This window comes from Sphingomonas jeddahensis, assembly GCF_001981525.1.
In the GTDB taxonomy this organism is placed as follows: Bacteria; Pseudomonadota; Alphaproteobacteria; order Sphingomonadales; family Sphingomonadaceae; genus Sphingomonas; species Sphingomonas jeddahensis.
Window position 1 is genome coordinate 143,477 of the sequence record NZ_MPSB01000005.1, and the last position, 15,049, is coordinate 158,525.

Here is a 15,049-nt window from a genome sequence, read left to right on the forward strand (position 1 = left end):
CCAAAAAGGGAAGCTCATGCTCCGCCACGTCACTTCGCTCGCCGCCCTGGCGGCGGCACTCGCCGCGCATCCCGCCTCCGCCCAGCAGTCCGCGCCTGCGCCCACCGTCGCGCAGGCCGACGCCTTTGTCGCCGCCGCCGAAAAGCAGCTCGCCGAGGAAAGCATCGAGGGTGCGCAGATCGCTTGGGTGAACGCCACCTACATCACCGACGATACCGATGCGCTCGCCGCCCGGTCGGGCGGGCGGTTCACCGAAATGCAGGTGAAGCTTGCGACCGAGGCCGCCCGCTACCGCGCGCTGCCCGGCCTCTCGGCCGACACCCGTCGCAAGCTCGACCTGCTGGTCGGCGGCATCACCTTGCCGGCCCCGACTCGCGCCGGTGCGGCGGAGGAGCTGTCGACGCTCTTCACGCGCATGGGTTCCAGCTACGGCAAGGGCCGCGGCACGCTGAACGGCCAGCCGATCAACGGATCGGACATCGAGGCAGCGATGGGGGAGGAGCGTGATCCCGCCAAGCTCAAGGAAATGTGGGTCAGCTGGCACGACAATGTCGGCGCGCCGATGCGCAACGATTATGTCGCCGCAACCAAGCTGACCAACGAAGGGGCGGTTGGGCTCGGCTTCAAGGATGCCGGCGCACTGTGGCGCTCGGGCTATGACATGAAGCCCGACGAATTCGCCGCGTTGACCGACAAGCTCTGGGGCGAGGTGGAGCCGCTTTACCAGGCGCTGCACACCTATGTCCGCTGGAAGCTCAACGAAAAGTACGGCGATGCCGTCCAGGCGAAGACCGGCCCGATCCGCGCCGACCTGCTCGGCAACATGTGGGCGCAGGAATGGGGCAACATCTACGACGTCGTCGCGCCGGCGGGCGCGGGCGACCTCGGCTATGACATCGGCGATCTGCTCAAGGCCAAGCAATACGATCCCATAAAGATGGTGAAGGCGGGTGAGGGCTTCTATTCCTCGCTGGGGTTCGCGCCGCTGCCGGAGAGCTTCTGGAAGCGCTCGCAGATTGTGAAGCCGCAGGATCGCGAGGTGATCTGCCACGCGAGCGCTTGGAACGTCGACAATATCGATGATCTGCGTATCAAGATGTGCACCAAGGTGAATGCGGATGATTTCATCACCATCCACCACGAACTCGGCCACAATTACTATCAGCGCGCGTACAACCAGCAGCCGTTCCTCTACAAGAACGGCGCCAATGACGGTTTCCACGAGGCGATCGGCGATTTTGTCGCGCTGTCGATCACGCCGGATTATCTGGTGAAGATCAACCTGCTCGATCAGGCGAAGGTGCCGGCGGCGGACAAGGACATCGGCCTGCTGCTTCGCCAGGCGATGGACAAGGTCGCATTCCTGCCGTTCGGCCTGATGGTGGACAAATATCGCTGGCAGCTGTTCTCGGGCGAGATCCCCGCAGGCCAGATGCAGGCGGGCTGGGACAAGCTTCGCCTTCAATATCAGGGCATCGTGCCCCCGGTGACGCGTGACGAGACCAAGTTCGACGCCGGCGCCAAATATCACGTTGCCGCGGGCGTGCCCTACACCCGCTACTTCCTGGCGCGCATCCTCCAGTTCCAGTTCTATGAGGCGGCGTGCAAGCAGGCCCGCTGGAAGGGGCCGCTCCACCGCTGCTCGTTCTTCGGCGACAAGGCGGTCGGCGCGAAGCTCGATGCGATGCTGAAGATGGGTCAATCGAAGCCCTGGCCAGACGCGCTTCAGGCGTTCACCGGCACGCGCGACATGTCGGGCAAGTCGATGGTCGCCTATTTCGCACCGCTCAAGACGTGGCTTGACCAGCAGAACAAGGGCAAGCCCAGCGGCTGGTGAGCGGCTGGTGAGCGGCTGCGTCACATAGCCGATCGTCATTCCCGCGAAGGCGGGAATCCATAGACGCCGATGCTGCGACCCATTCGGTAAGGCTGCGTATATGGATCCCCGCCTCCGCGGGGATGACGAAATCGGGGTGGGTCAGTGGCGGCGCGACCGATCTGGTCGCGCCGCTCCTACTTTTCTTCCGGGATTATATTCTCGTCGGCGATGCCCGCCTCGAATGATTTCGATGCGTCCGTGCCATCGGGCATATGCGCCTTGGCCCCGGTGTCGGTCGGCTTGGCGGACCCTTCGTCCTTTGTCGTCGAATCGTCAGCCTTGGCCGCGTCCTTCTTCGGCGTTGAGCCGCGCAGCGACAGCAGCGCCGCCGTCGCCGCAGCGCCGACCGCCGCCAGCCCGCCAGCGATCGCTGCTTTGTTCTTCCAGACCGGCGCCTTCTCCGCCTCCGCAGCCGCAGCGCTCTTCGGCTTGGCCGGCCGCTTCGGGGCTGGGGTAGCGCGCTTAGTCGAGCGCGGCTTGGGGGGGGCGGCCGGCTTCTTCGCTGGCGTCGCCGCGGCGGCTTCGCTCGCTGATGCCGCCGGCTTGCGGCGCGGCTTGCTCGCCGGCTTGTCGGCGGGCGTGCTGCTGGCCGACTTAGCGGTCGAGCTCTTGCGCGGCGCGCGGCGTGCCGGCGGCTTCGGCGCAGCGGCGGGCGTCGGCGTATCCTCGTTGTCGGCCATGATCTGCTCCCCTTTCACCAGTGAATGGGAAGCGTAACGCAGCGAGCCGACGAATCGTTTCCTCAGCGCAACATGCCTCAGCGGAAGGGGGGCTCGTTGAACGCGCGCAGCTTGCGGCTGTGCAGCTTCTGTCCTTCGCGGCGCAATTCCTCACACGTCTCGATGCCGATCCGCATATGTTCGGAAATTGCCCGCTCGTAGAAGCGGTTGGCCTGGCCGGGCAGCTTCAGCTCGCCATGCAGCGGCTTGTCCGACACGCACAGCAACGTCCCATACGGTACGCGGAAGCGAAAGCCCTGCGCGGCGATCGTCGCGGATTCCATGTCGATCCCCACCGCGCGGGATAGAGAAAAGCGCAGCGCCGACCGGCTGTAGCGCAATTCCCAGTTGCGATCGTCGGTGGTGACGATCGTGCCCGTGCGCAGCCGCCGCTTCAACTCCTCACCGGATTGTCCCGATACAGTCTCCGCCGCCCGAGCCAGCGCCTGCTGCACCTCGGCAATTGCTGGCACCGGAATCTCCGGCGGCAGCATGTCGTCCAGCACATGATCGTCGCGCAGATAAGCGTGCGCGAGCACATAATCGCCGATCCGCTGGGACGGCCGGAGCCCGCCGCAATGCCCGATCATCATCCACGCGTCGGGCCGAGTCACCGCGAGATGGTCGGTGATCGTCTTGGCATTTGACGGCCCGACACCGATGTTGACCAAGGTAATGCCGGAACGATCGGGCGCGACGAGGTGGTACGCCGGCATCTGCAACCGCCGCCACGCCGTATCGTCCAGGATCGCGGGATCGTCGCCGGGCTGAAACAAGACGCCGCCCGGCCCCGCCAGCGCGGTGAAGCGGCTGTCACCGCTGCCCACCTGCGCTGCCCCCCAGCGCACGAACTCGTCGACGTACCGGTGATAGTTGGTGAACAGCACATAGCGCTGAACGTGCTCCGGCGACGTGCCGGTGTAATGGCGAAGCCGCGCCAGGCTGAAATCGGTGCGCAACCCGTCGAACAGCGCCAGCGGCCGCGTCCCGTCGATCGACGCCCATAGCCCGTCGGCGATCTCGTCGCCGATGTGAGCCAGCTCGGTTGCCGGGAAATGCCGCGCCAGCTCTGCCGCCGACACCTCGTCCAAGCTTAGCGCATGGCCCGCATCAAGCACATAAGGGAAGGGGATCTCGGTCGCGCCAGGCACTGCCTCGACCGTGACATCATAATCCTCGATCAGCAGCGTCAACTGCTCCACAAGATAATCAGCGAACAGCGCCGGTTTGGTAACAGAGATGCGATACTCGCCAGCCGTGACCAGCCGCCCAAAGGATCGCAACGGCGCCGGACGGCTCTCCCCGCCACCAAAGCGCAGGCGTATTTCAGGATATGCGAACGACCCATCGCGCCGCGTCTCGGCGGAAGGCGGCGTCCCTTCGGTCAGGTATAGGTTGAGCGCCGCCTGAAGGCGCGCCACCGCGCCGGTATAAAGCCGATCAAGCTCGGCAACGATGTCGTGAGCAGTCATCGCGGATGGTTACGCCGCGATGGTGACTCTGGCAAGTCGCCGCCCCGATCGGAACCGGGGCGGCGCTTGTCCTCAATGCTTGGTTTTGTCCTTTGCAGAACCGCTGTTGGAGTTGCTGCTGCCCATTCGGGTTGCCGCGTAAGCAGCACCACCAACGGCCGCGGCAACGCCGGCAACGATGCCGGCCGCTGCATAAGGCCGGCTTTTGGCTGCATCCATGGTCGCCGACGTCGCCGAGCTCACCCGTGCCTGCGCTCCGCTCGCGGCATTGCGCGCGCGGTCGGCCAGGCTGGAGTTGCTCTTGGAAGCATTGTTGGTCTGTGTGGCGGTGGTCATGGTGAACTCCTTGATTACTCCGCGACCAACGCCCTTTTGCTTCAGAGGTTTCCGAGCAAGTGATCGGCCGAGCTCACCTTGAACTCGCCCGGGGCCTCGACGTTCAGCTGCTCCACGACGCCATCATTGACGATCATCGAATAACGCTGGCTGCGCTTGCCCATGCCGAACTTGGAACCGTCCATCGTCAGCCCCAGCGCCTCGGCGAAATCGCCATTGCCATCCGCCAGCATGGTAACATCGCCGCCATTGGCCGACTTGGACCACGCGCCGAGCACAAATGCATCGTTGACGGAGGTGCAGGCGATCTCGTCGATCCCCTTAGCCTTCAGGTCAGCGCCCTTTTCCACGAAGCCTGGCAGGTGCTTGGCCGAACAGGTCGGCGTGAACGCGCCGGGCACCGCGAACAGCGCGACGCGGCGGCCTGCGAAATATTCCGCCGAATCGACCGCTTCGGGTCCGTTCTCGGTGGCCTTGACGAGGGTCGTCTTGGGCAGCTTGTCGCCGACGCTGATCGTCATTTCTGTGTCTCCTGCGCCACGGTTGGTGCGGCGGGCGTTACCTCGCAAGCGCGGCGGCCGTTTTCAAGCGTGACGATCCGGTCCGACGCAGCATAGAGCTAGCGCATGGAAACAGCGACCTTTCTGACTGGCCAGTTCCTCCTCGCCATGCCCGGCATCGGCGATCCGCGCTTCGACCAGGCGGTGATCGCGGTGTGCGCGCATGATGAGAAAGGCGCGATCGGCATCGGCATCGGCGCGCAGGTTGCCGGGCTCGGCTTTCATGACGTGCTGGAGCAGGTGAAGATCGATCCGGGCGAGACGCCCAATGTGCCGATCCACTTCGGCGGTCCGGTGGAAACGCGCCGCGGCTTCGTGCTCCACTCGCGTGACTGGAGCGGGCAGGACACGATCGACGTCGCCGGCAAATGGTCGCTGTCGGGAACGCTTGACGCCCTGCGCGCGATCGCGGAGGGGAGGGGCCCCACACGCTGGCTGATCGCGCTGGGCTATGCCGGCTGGGCGGCGGGTCAGCTTGACGGCGAGATGACGCGCCACGGCTGGCTCAACGTCGCCGATGACGAAGGCATGTTGTTCGACACCGACACTGCCGAACGCTGGACCCGCGGCTTCACCGTTGCGGGGATTGATCCCAAGCTGCTGGGCAACGAGAGCGGTCATGCCTGACATGGCTGCGCCCAGCGCAGCACCACGTCCCGTCCTGCACGGGATCCGCCGATCCCGCCCGGACGATGGCGCGCGCATCGTGCAGATCTGGCGCGATGCCGTCGATGCGACGCACGACTTCCTCTCGCCCGAGGATCGGGTCGCCATCGAGGAACTGGTGCGCGGCTTCCTGCCGGACGCGTCATCCTGGCTGGCGGTCGACGAAGCGGATCGCCCGCTCGCCTTCATGCTGATCGAAGCCGGCCATATGGAGGCGCTGTTCGTCGATCCCGTCTGTCGTGGCACGGGCGTGGGCGCGGCACTTGTCCGCCACGCGCTGGCGCTGCACCCCACGCTGACGACGGACGTCAACGAACAGAATGGTCAGGCGGTCGGCTTTTACGAGCGGATGGGATTTCATCGCACCGGACGATCTCCGACCGACGATCAAGGCAGACCCTATCCGCTGATCCATCTGAGATATGACGGGTAACTAGCCCAAGGATGCCGAACCACGTCGACCCCGCGCCCCAAACCGCGCTCCCAAACCCGCCGTCACCCTGAACTCGTCTCAGGGGCCACCCATCCACCGGCGCGGCCATCGCCTGTGGCGCGGTGGATGCTGAAACAAGTTCAGCATGACGGCGGCTAAGGTGGGCGCTTCCGCGTCGAGCGCCGACAGGCGAGGCGGGAGGAAGGCGTTTCTTGCAGAGTCGCCGATCGGGAGCCGGAACCCGACCCATAGCCGGTCACGATCGACGGTCGCGCGCTTCGTCCTCGCCACCGACGTGCCGAAGACAGCAACCTATCACTGAGGCGAAGGCGGCGCGGGGTCGGCGGCCTCGCCTTGCCCGTACGCTGGCGCGACAGTCGCCGTGAAAGGATGACGTTGCGCCGTCTGAGTTATTCAGCCTTCTTCATCACGTTCGGTGTGGGTATAGGCAAGTCCTGCCAGTACGCTGCTGTGGGATATCTCGGCGCGCAGATGGGCTCCGAACTGGCGTCCTTGGTAGGATTGGCGCCCTTCATCATCACGCTCGCCGCGCTGAAAGCACGCTATCCTCGCTATTTCACGCTCCAGAGCCGCGTCTCATAAGCACCAACTTCCGGCCGTTCACGCTCGTTGATTAGGCTTCAGGAAGTAAGGCAGCTAACGCCCACTTGCGGGCATTCCGCGCCACCATAAAAAGAATGTTGATGCGCCTCCCCCCTTTGCTCTTGATTGGCCCGTTGCTGCTGTCGTGTGGAACCCGGCCAGAGACGATCGGCTACTTCAACGAAGTCACCGGTCTGCCGCTCTGCCAAGGTGCGACTGTTCGGAACATAAACGCTGACGCGCCCGACCGTTCACCGGGCTTTGACAGCATCTACATCGTGCTAGTTGAGATGCCGCGGGTCTGCGAAAGTGGGTTTCGTCGCGCAACGGAACGTCGGATCAGTACTGTGTGCGACGGTGCCAAGCGTTGTGCGGGGCACACCGCCGAAGGTGACTTCATCGAAGTCCAACCGCTCCAAGTAGGATTCCGCGTCACTCGTTCAACGTGAGCACAAATGGCGCCTTTCATCCAAACAGCCGTTCGCGATCGGCTCGGCGGCTCCCGAAAGCGGAAGGTCCGCTAACGCCCATCTGGCATGCGCGAAGAACAGCATGTCTGCTCTTCGCGATCGTTCAAGCACGCCAAACGGCGCCTTCCCATATCCGGCGTCATCCTGAACTCGTTTCAGGGTCCACCCGCCCGCCCGAGCGGCCGTCACCTCCAGCACGGTGAATGCTGAAACAAGATCAGCATATCGGCAGACCAAGACGAACACTGCGCCAGCCACCTCCACCCATCCGCACGCGCCTCGCGTTTACTGTCCTACACACCCCTCCACGGCTAAACTCTCCCCCATGCCCGGCCACGTCCCACCCGCGAATGTTGACACTTGTTGGAGAAAAACGCGCCACGGCCTCAACTTCCTCAACATTCGCGGCGCCGCAGCCACGGTCGAGCGCTCGACGACAGCCGGGGCGGGCGTCCGCCAAACGCCAGAGCAAACCCTGGCAGCCTCATATAAAGATATCTTTATATTTGTATTCACCACCACCCGCCGCTATGTGCCCGCCCATGCCGGCCGGTGATCCGTGCCTTGGCCGGCGTCACAGTTCCTGGAGACCCCTTGTGGCCACCGCTCTCGATCGCCCCACCACTGATTATGTCATCAAGGACATCGGCCTCGCCGATTTCGGCCGCGCCGAGATCAACATCGCCGAAACCGAGATGCCCGGCCTGATGGCGCTGCGCGAGGAATATGGCGCGTCGCAGCCGCTCAAGGGCGCGCGCATCACCGGCTCGCTGCACATGACGATCCAGACCGCGGTGCTGATCGAGACGCTGACCGCGCTGGGCGCCGACGTTCGCTGGGCGACGTGCAACATCTTCTCGACGCAGGACCATGCCGCCGCCGCGATCGCCGCCGCCGGCATCCCGGTGTTTGCGGTGAAGGGCGAGAGCTTGGCCGATTACTGGGACTATGTCGGCAGCATTTTCGACTGGGATGACGGCAACGGCCAGACCGCGAACATCATCCTCGACGACGGCGGCGACGCGACGATGTTCGCACTCTGGGGCGCCAAGCTTGAGGCTGGCCAGTCGTTCGGCGAGCCGGAGAATGCCGAAGAGGTCGAGTTCCAGCGTGCGCTCAAGGCGTTCATTGCCAAGAAGCCGGGCTATCTGACCGAGACGGTGAAGAACCTGAAGGGCGTTTCGGAAGAGACCACCACCGGCGTCCACCGCCTGTACGAGATCGCCAAGAAGGGCGAGCTGCCGTTCCCGGCGATCAACGTCAATGACTCGGTCACCAAATCGAAGTTCGACAACCTTTACGGCTGCAAGGAATCGCTCGTCGACGCGATCCGCCGCGCCACCGACGTGATGCTCGCCGGCAAGGTCGCCTGCGTCGCCGGCTTCGGTGACGTCGGCAAGGGTTCGGCGCAGTCGCTGCGCAACGGCGGCGCGCGCGTGCTCGTCACCGAGATCGATCCGATCTGCGCGCTGCAGGCGGCGATGGAAGGCTTCGAGGTCGTGACGATGGACGAGGCGGTGAAGCGCGCCGACATCTTCGTCACCGCGACCGGCAACGCCGATGTGATCACCGCCGATCACATGAAGGCGATGAAGCCCATGTCGATCGTGTGCAACATCGGCCACTTCGACAGCGAGATCCAGATCGCGGCGCTCGACAATTACGACTGGACCGAAGTGAAGCCGGGCACCGACCTGGTCAAGTTCCCGGACGGCAAGCAGATCATCATCCTCGCCAAGGGCCGGCTGGTAAACCTGGGCTGCGCGACGGGCCACCCGTCGTTCGTGATGAGCGCGTCGTTCACCAACCAGACGCTGGCGCAGATCGAGCTGTGGACCAAGGGCGAGAACTACAAGAACGAAGTGTACGTTCTGCCCAAGCACCTCGACGAAAAGGTTGCGGCGCTGCACCTGGAGAAGCTCGGCGTGCAGCTGTCGAAGCTGACGCCGAAGCAGGCCGGCTACATCGGCGTCTCGGTCGATGGCCCGTTCAAGCCGGATCACTATCGCTATTGATCCGCTTGTTTATCGATCAAAGGATGGGGCGGGCCGCGAGGCTCGCCCCTTTATTGTTCGGGATGGAAGGTTGCCACTTCCTCTTTCGTCATGCTGGCCTTGCGCCTGGATCGAAGGTTCGGCGAGCGTTGTCGCTGGATGATCGGGCAACAGCGCGTGCGGACGGTTGGAGCCCGGCGCGAGGCCGGAAAGACAGCGACGAGAGAAGGCGATCAGTAACCCCCAATAATCATGCCGGGCTTGTCCCGGCATCCAGTCTTCCGCGCATCCGACGCCGCGTGGTAAGCGGAACCCTGGACCCCAGCACAGGGCTGGGCGACGCGTAAGTCAAGGCCGCCTTGGCTTATCCCGCCGCCTGCCTCATCACCCGCTGCCCCTCCGCCTCGACAATCGCATCCTTCACCGCGGCGAGATAACCCGCCACGTCGCCGGCACTCGACGGGATCGCCTGACGCAGCGTGATGAACCCATGGATGTTCCCCACCGCCTCGCGATACGTCACCGGCACCCCGGCCAGCACCAGCGCGGCGGCATAAGCACGACCCTGATCGCGGATCGGATCGAGGCTCGCGGTAATCACCACCGCTGGCGGGAGCCCGACCAACTCGCCGACCATCGGCGAACCTTGGAAGTGCGTGAAATCCGCCTGATAATGCTCGGCGAACCAGATCATCGTCTCGCGCGTCAGCAGATAGCCATCGGCGAAGTCGTTGAACGAGGGATATTCCTTGTTCATGTCGGCCGCCGGATACATCGGCGCCTGCACGATCACGGGCACATCCGCCGCCTGGTCGCGCAGCCCCATGGTGGTGGTGATGGTCAGCGTGCCCCCCGCGCTGTCCCCTGACAGCACTAGGCTGGTGGCAATCCGCCCCAGCTCGGCTGGGCTCGACGCGACCCAGCGTGCGGCCGCTTCGCAATCTTGCGGCGCCGCTGGCCATTTCGCTTCGGGCGCAAGGCGATAGTCCACCGAAACCACCGGCAGATCGAGCTGCCGCGCCATCTCGGCCGTGAAGCTCGCATGCGTGTCGATATTGCCGATCACAAAGCCGCCGCCGTGGAAGAACACCACCACCGGGCCCGGTTCCCGCGTCTCGCGCGCGTCGAACAGCCGCGCCGGGATGTTGCCGGCAGGGCCCGGAATCGTCAGGTCCTTGATCGTCGCCAGCGCGCCGACTGGCGGATCGGCGACGTCTTTCATCGCATAATACATCGCGCGCGCGGCGTCCGGCGTGCCTTCATGCGTCTTGGGGCCGTCGACGGAGTTGAGATAATCGAGAAAGCCGCGCACATCGGGCCGCACATAGGGGCCGCTTGCGGGGGCAGGGGCATTGGTCTCAGCGTCGCGGATCAGCGTATCGGTCATCCCATCTCTCCTATCGTTCGCTTTTGCTACTATCTTGGCGTAGATGATTGCCGTCGTCCATCACCCCAATTACGTCACCGAGGCGCCTGCCCGCTCCACCTATCGATGGGGCAAGAACGGGGCGATCCGCGATCTGCTGCGCGCCGAGGGCGAAGCGATCGCCTGGCATGAGCCGGCGCCTGCACCCCGCCCGTGGGTCGAGGCCGCGCACGATCCGGACTATGTTGCGGAAGTGCTGGAAGCACGCGTGCCCCGTGAAAAGGAGCGGCGGATCGGCTTTCCCGTCACCGCCACCGTGGCTCGCCGTGCGCAACTGGTGCCGGCCGGCACGTATCTCGCTGCACAACTAGCGCTGCGGCATGGCTTCGCTGCCAACACCGCTGGCGGCAGCCACCATGCGCTTGCGGCCACCGGTGCGGGCTATTGCGTGTTCAACGATCTCGCGATCGCCGCCGTCCAATTGGCGGCGGAGGGTAAGCGCGTGCTGATCGTCGATGTCGACGTTCACCAAGGGGACGGCACGGCGGCGCTCACTGCCGGTCACCCCGATATCGCCACCTATTCGATGCACGCCGAAAAGAACTTCCCCGCGCGCAAGGCTCGGTCCACGCTCGACGTGCCGCTCGCCGACGGCACGGACGACAGTGCTTATCTCGCCGCGCTCGGCGCGACGCTGCCGGCGTTGATTGACCAGTTCGCGCCCGATCTGATCCTCTACCAGGGCGGCGTCGACCCGTACGCCGGTGACCGGCTTGGTCGCCTTTCGCTCACCGATAATGGCCTCGCCCAGCGCGATCTGCTGGTTGCGAAGCACGCGCTTGCCCGTGGCCTGCCTCTCGCGAGCACGGTGGGTGGCGGCTATGGTGATGACGTGCTGGCGATCGCGCGTCGGCACGTCGACGTAATCCTGCGGCTCGGGCGTGCCTACCTGACACGCCGGCAAGACGCCGCACCCTCTTTCGCAAGTCCGCGCACCGGTGCATGAGCGCGCGCGATGCACGCCATGGTCGAACACCCGCGATCCCAACCCTTCTGGGCACGCCGCCTGGCGCCGGTGTTCCACCGCCTGCTCGATCGGATCGACGCCGGTCTGGCGGAGGGAGCGATCGAGGCGACGCTGCCCGATGGCACGCGCCGCCTGCTCGGTGGGCGGCGCGATGGGCCAGTGCCGATCGTCACGATCGTCCGCTGGCGTGCCCTCCGTCGGCTCGTCACCGGCGGCTCGATCGGCTGGTATGAGGCATGGGCGGACGGCGACTGGACCAGTCCCGATCCCGTTCCCTTGTTCGATCTTTTCATGCGCAACCGCGCAACGCTCGGCAACCTCGCCCGCGCGAAGCGCGGCGTGCGGCTCGCGGCGAGGCTGCTCCATGCGTTGCGCCACAATGATCGACGCAACGCGCGCCGCAACATCGCCGCGCATTACGATCTGGGCAATGATTTCTATAAAAGCTGGCTCGATCCGACGCTGACCTATTCCAGCGCGCTGTTCGCACCCGGGGACACGCTGGAGGCCGCGCAGCACCGCAAGCTCGCCGCGATCCTTGATCGCGTCGCGGTGCCGCCCGGCGGCAGCCTGCTCGAAATCGGCTGCGGGTGGGGCTCGCTTGCGGAGGCGGCGGGGCGGCGCGGCATCGGCGTGCGTGCGATCACCCTCGCCCAGGAACAGCAGCGCCACGTTGCAACACGCACCGCCGGCCTGCCGGTGGCGGCGTCGATCACCGATTATCGCGACGTGACCGGCCAGTATGACGGGATCGCCTCGATCGAGATGGTCGAGGCGGTCGGCGAGCGGTATTGGCGCGATTATCTCGCCGCCATCGCCCGCGCGCTCAAGCCTGGTGGGCGGGCCGCGATCCAGTTCATCAAGATCGCCGACGACATCTGGCCATCCTATGCCGGCAACGTCGATTTCATCCAGGCGCACGTCTTTCCTGGCGGCATGCTGATCCACGAGGCGCAGTTCCGAGCGCTGGCGCAAGAAAACGGCCTTGCTTGGCAGGAACGCCACGCTTTCGGCCTCGACTATGCCGAAACGCTGCGGCTCTGGCGCGAGCAGTTAGACGCGGCCGTGGCCGACGGTCGCCTGCCGCAGCGGTTCGACCAGCGCTTCATCCAGTTGTGGCGTTATTACCTGATGTATTGTGAAGGCGGTTTCCGCGGCGGCGGCATCGACGTGGTGCAGGTAACGCTGGTGAAGTCGGGCTCGCCCTAACAGTCACCCAGTAAAGCGGTGAGTGCGTTACCGCCCTGTAGCCCGCCGTGTTCGTCACCCCGGGCTTGACCCGGGGTCCTGCTGCCTAGCCCCAGTGCCAAAAGATGAAGCGGGACCCCGGATCAAGTCCGGGGTGACGAGAGATTATGCAAAGACCTCCACCGATATAACCGGCGTCACGCTGCCTCCAGCGCCTCGGTCGCCTCCAACCAGCGCGCCTCTACTTCCCCGATCTTCTCGACCACTGCCGCCCGCCGCTTCATCAGCTCGCCCGTCGTTAGCCCCGCCAGCGCCTTGTCGGCATGCGACGGGTCGGACATCGCCAGATCGATTGCCCCGCGCTCGGCGCCGAGCCGGGCGATCTCCGCCTCGGCATCCTTGGCGGTCTTGCGCCACGCCTTGTCGCTTTCGCGCTTCTCGGCCGCCGCCTTCTTGTCTTCCTTGCTGCGCGTCTTGCCTTCGGTCTTGGGCTCCTTGGCGAGGATGAAAGCGACATAATCGTCCAGGCTGCCGTCGAACTCGCGCGCGGTGCCGCCATCGACCAGCACCAGCCGGTCGGCGGTCATTTCCACCATGTGCCGGTCATGGCTCACGATCAGCACCGCGCCCTTATATTCGTTCAGCGCCTGCACCAGCGCTTCGCGCGCATCGACGTCCAAGTGGTTGGTCGGCTCGTCGAGGATCAGCAGATGCGGCGCCTCGCGCGTGATTAGCGCCAGCGCGAGCCGCGCCTTCTCGCCGCCCGACATCTTGCCCACTTTGCCCGTCGCGCGATCGCCCGAGAAGCCGAACCGCCCAAGCTGCGCTCGCACGGCGGCGGGGGAGGCACCCTTCATCACGCGCGTCATATGGGCGAGGGGCGTGTCATCCGAGTCGAGCTCTTCCACCTGATATTGGGTGAAATAGCCAACCTTCATCCGGTTGGTCGCCGCCATCGTGCCGTCCATCGGCGCGAGCTGCGCCGCGATCAGGCGGGCAAAGGTGGTCTTGCCGTTGCCGTTGCGTCCCAGCAGTGCGATGCGATCGTCCGGATCCATCCGCAAATTGAGCCGGCGCAGGATCGGCGTTTCGCCATAGCCGACGCTGGCATGATCCAGTGTAACGAGCGGCGGGCGCAAGGGCTCGGGATCGGGAAAGCCGAACGACAGCGTCGGATCGTTCGCCAGCTCCGCGATCGGCTGCATCTTGGCCAGCATCTTCGCGCGGCTCTGCGCCTGCTTCGCGGTGGAGGCTCGCGCCGAGTTGCGCGCGACATAATCCTGCAGCTTGGCCCGCTGCACGTCCTGGTTCGCCTTGGCCGCCGCGATCTGCGCCATCCGCTCCGCACGCTGGCGCTCGAATGAATCATAGCCGCCGGTGTAGAGCGTCATTTTGCCCGCCTGCAGATGCAGGATGTGATCGACGACGTTGTTCAGGAAGTCACGCTCATGGCTGACCACCACGATCGTCGCCTTGTACGAGCGCAGGAAATCCTCCAGCCACATCACCGCTTCGAGATCGAGGTGGTTCGACGGCTCGTCGAGCAGCAGCAGGTCGGGCTGCGAGAAGAGCAGGGCGGCCAGCGCGACGCGCATCTTCCATCCGCCGGAAAAGCTGTCGAGCGGCTGGTTCTGCGCGTCCTCGTCGAAGCCGAGCCCCAGAAGGATCTGCGCCGCGCGCGCCGGGGCGGTATAGGCGTCGATCGCGATCAGCCGCTCATAGATGTCGCCCAACTTCTCCGGGTCCTGCTCCGTCTCGCTCTGCTCCATCAGCGTGGCGCGTTCCACGTCCGCGGCCAGCACCGTGTCGAAAGGTGTGGCCTCGCCTGCGGGTGCCTCCTGCGCGATATAGCCGATACGCGCGCCGCGCGGCTTGTCGATCGAACCGCCGTCCGGGTCGATCTGCCCGGCGATCACCTTGACCATCGTCGACTTGCCCGCGCCGTTGCGCCCGATCAGCCCGACGCGGCTGCCCGGCGGCAAAGACGCGGAGGCGCCGTCGAGGATTGCGCGCCCGCCAAGGCGCACCGTGATACCGTTGATCGTCAGCATGCGCGTGCCTTACGGCTGAAAGACCGTCAGGTCGAGCATCACGCTCAGCCCGCGCGAACGATGCGCTTCGACACGTGCCTCCTGCTATCCGTCATCCCGGACTAGATCCGGAGTCCCGCTTCTTCTTCCCACCTGAAGGTGGCTCCCCTTCACCCCTGTGGCATCTGTGTAACAGCTGTGGCGCGATCGCTCGTCTGGCCACATTCCGTCACAAACCGGTCTCAATCGCGGCCTAGCCGCAGCTCAAGGGACCGACCGACGACTTGCCAGGCCTCGCGCGAGGCA

At 65.2% G+C, this 15,049-nt stretch carries 13 protein-coding genes; 7 read left to right on the forward strand and 6 right to left on the reverse strand.

Annotated elements, in window-relative coordinates:
* Positions 1-16: 16 nt before the first annotated feature.
* Complete coding sequence (locus SPHI_RS07590; protein WP_076744289.1) at positions 17-1,837, forward strand: M2 family metallopeptidase; 1,821 nt, start codon at positions 17-19, stop codon at positions 1,835-1,837.
* 176 nt (positions 1,838-2,013) lie between these two features.
* On the opposite strand, the gene SPHI_RS07595 is transcribed toward SPHI_RS07590, so the two are convergent.
* From SPHI_RS07595 to SPHI_RS07610, 4 genes are all read right to left on the reverse strand, one after another.
* Complete coding sequence (locus tag SPHI_RS07595) at positions 2,014-2,559, reverse strand: hypothetical protein (RefSeq protein ID WP_076744290.1); 546 nt, start codon at positions 2,557-2,559, stop codon at positions 2,014-2,016.
* A gap of 77 nt (positions 2,560-2,636) precedes the next feature.
* Positions 2,637-4,070: an AMP nucleosidase gene (locus tag SPHI_RS07600; RefSeq protein WP_076744291.1), complete on the reverse strand. Its 1,434-nt coding sequence runs from the start codon at positions 4,068-4,070 to the stop codon at positions 2,637-2,639.
* A 72-nt stretch (positions 4,071-4,142) separates the two neighbouring features.
* Complete coding sequence (locus SPHI_RS07605; protein WP_076744292.1) at positions 4,143-4,406, reverse strand: hypothetical protein; 264 nt, start codon at positions 4,404-4,406, stop codon at positions 4,143-4,145.
* Positions 4,407-4,447: 41 nt separating this feature from the next.
* Complete coding sequence (locus tag SPHI_RS07610; protein ID WP_076744293.1) at positions 4,448-4,927, reverse strand: peroxiredoxin; 480 nt, start codon at positions 4,925-4,927, stop codon at positions 4,448-4,450.
* Positions 4,928-5,032: 105 nt separating this feature from the next.
* Here SPHI_RS07610 and SPHI_RS07615 point away from each other — a divergent pair, with 105 nt between their 5' ends.
* The 4 genes from SPHI_RS07615 to ahcY all read left to right on the forward strand — a co-directional run bounded on the left by SPHI_RS07615 (position 5,033) and on the right by ahcY (position 9,153).
* The gene (locus tag SPHI_RS07615) at positions 5,033-5,593 is read left to right on the forward strand and encodes a YqgE/AlgH family protein (protein ID WP_076744294.1); all 561 of its coding nucleotides are present in this window, start codon (positions 5,033-5,035) and stop codon (positions 5,591-5,593) included.
* Positions 5,586-6,065 carry an acetyltransferase gene (locus tag SPHI_RS07620; RefSeq protein ID WP_456299949.1) on the forward strand — a complete coding sequence of 160 codons (480 nt, stop codon included), beginning with the start codon at positions 5,586-5,588 and terminating at the stop codon, positions 6,063-6,065. The genes SPHI_RS07615 and SPHI_RS07620 overlap by 8 nt, the downstream gene beginning before the upstream one ends.
* Positions 6,066-6,461: 396 nt before the next feature.
* Complete coding sequence (locus SPHI_RS14850; RefSeq protein WP_144036171.1) at positions 6,462-6,668, forward strand: hypothetical protein; 207 nt, start codon at positions 6,462-6,464, stop codon at positions 6,666-6,668.
* A 1,066-nt stretch (positions 6,669-7,734) separates the two neighbouring features.
* Complete coding sequence (ahcY, locus tag SPHI_RS07625) at positions 7,735-9,153, forward strand: adenosylhomocysteinase (protein ID WP_076744296.1); 1,419 nt, start codon at positions 7,735-7,737, stop codon at positions 9,151-9,153.
* A 343-nt stretch (positions 9,154-9,496) separates the two neighbouring features.
* On the opposite strand, the gene SPHI_RS07630 is transcribed toward ahcY, so the two are convergent.
* Complete coding sequence (locus SPHI_RS07630; protein ID WP_076744297.1) at positions 9,497-10,519, reverse strand: alpha/beta hydrolase; 1,023 nt, start codon at positions 10,517-10,519, stop codon at positions 9,497-9,499.
* A gap of 43 nt (positions 10,520-10,562) precedes the next feature.
* On the opposite strand from SPHI_RS07630, the gene SPHI_RS07635 reads away from it, so the two are divergent.
* A complete protein-coding gene (locus SPHI_RS07635) occupies positions 10,563-11,504 on the forward strand; it encodes a histone deacetylase family protein (protein ID WP_076744298.1) in 942 nt (313 codons plus the stop codon).
* Between the two features lie 18 nt (positions 11,505-11,522).
* A complete protein-coding gene (locus tag SPHI_RS07640; protein ID WP_408640481.1) occupies positions 11,523-12,734 on the forward strand; it encodes a class I SAM-dependent methyltransferase in 1,212 nt (403 codons plus the stop codon).
* Positions 12,735-12,910: 176 nt separating this feature from the next.
* Here the strand turns inward: SPHI_RS07640 and SPHI_RS07645 are convergent, their stop codons facing one another.
* A complete protein-coding gene (locus SPHI_RS07645; protein ID WP_076744300.1) occupies positions 12,911-14,764 on the reverse strand; it encodes an ABC-F family ATP-binding cassette domain-containing protein in 1,854 nt (617 codons plus the stop codon).
* Positions 14,765-15,049: the final 285 nt, after the last annotated feature.

Excerpts from the sequence above, each read along its gene's own strand:
- SPHI_RS07630 (WP_076744297.1), bottom strand. The coding sequence starts at position 10,519 with ATGACCGATACGCTGATCCGCGACGCTGAGACCAATGCCCCTGCCCCC.
- SPHI_RS07605 (WP_076744292.1), bottom strand. The coding sequence starts at position 4,406 with ATGACCACCGCCACACAGACCAACAATGCTTCCAAGAGCAACTCCAGC.
- SPHI_RS07620 (WP_456299949.1), top strand. The coding sequence starts at position 5,586 with ATGCCTGACATGGCTGCGCCCAGCGCAGCACCACGTCCCGTCCTGCAC.
- SPHI_RS07590 (WP_076744289.1), top strand. The coding sequence starts at position 17 with ATGCTCCGCCACGTCACTTCGCTCGCCGCCCTGGCGGCGGCACTCGCC.
- SPHI_RS07600 (WP_076744291.1), bottom strand. The coding sequence starts at position 4,070 with ATGACTGCTCACGACATCGTTGCCGAGCTTGATCGGCTTTATACCGGC.
- SPHI_RS07640 (WP_408640481.1), top strand. The coding sequence starts at position 11,523 with ATGGTCGAACACCCGCGATCCCAACCCTTCTGGGCACGCCGCCTGGCG.
- SPHI_RS07615 (WP_076744294.1), top strand. The coding sequence starts at position 5,033 with ATGGAAACAGCGACCTTTCTGACTGGCCAGTTCCTCCTCGCCATGCCC.
- SPHI_RS07610 (WP_076744293.1), bottom strand. The coding sequence starts at position 4,927 with ATGACGATCAGCGTCGGCGACAAGCTGCCCAAGACGACCCTCGTCAAG.
- SPHI_RS07635 (WP_076744298.1), top strand. The coding sequence starts at position 10,563 with ATGATTGCCGTCGTCCATCACCCCAATTACGTCACCGAGGCGCCTGCC.
- SPHI_RS07595 (WP_076744290.1), bottom strand. The coding sequence starts at position 2,559 with ATGGCCGACAACGAGGATACGCCGACGCCCGCCGCTGCGCCGAAGCCG.
- SPHI_RS07645 (WP_076744300.1), bottom strand. The coding sequence starts at position 14,764 with ATGCTGACGATCAACGGTATCACGGTGCGCCTTGGCGGGCGCGCAATC.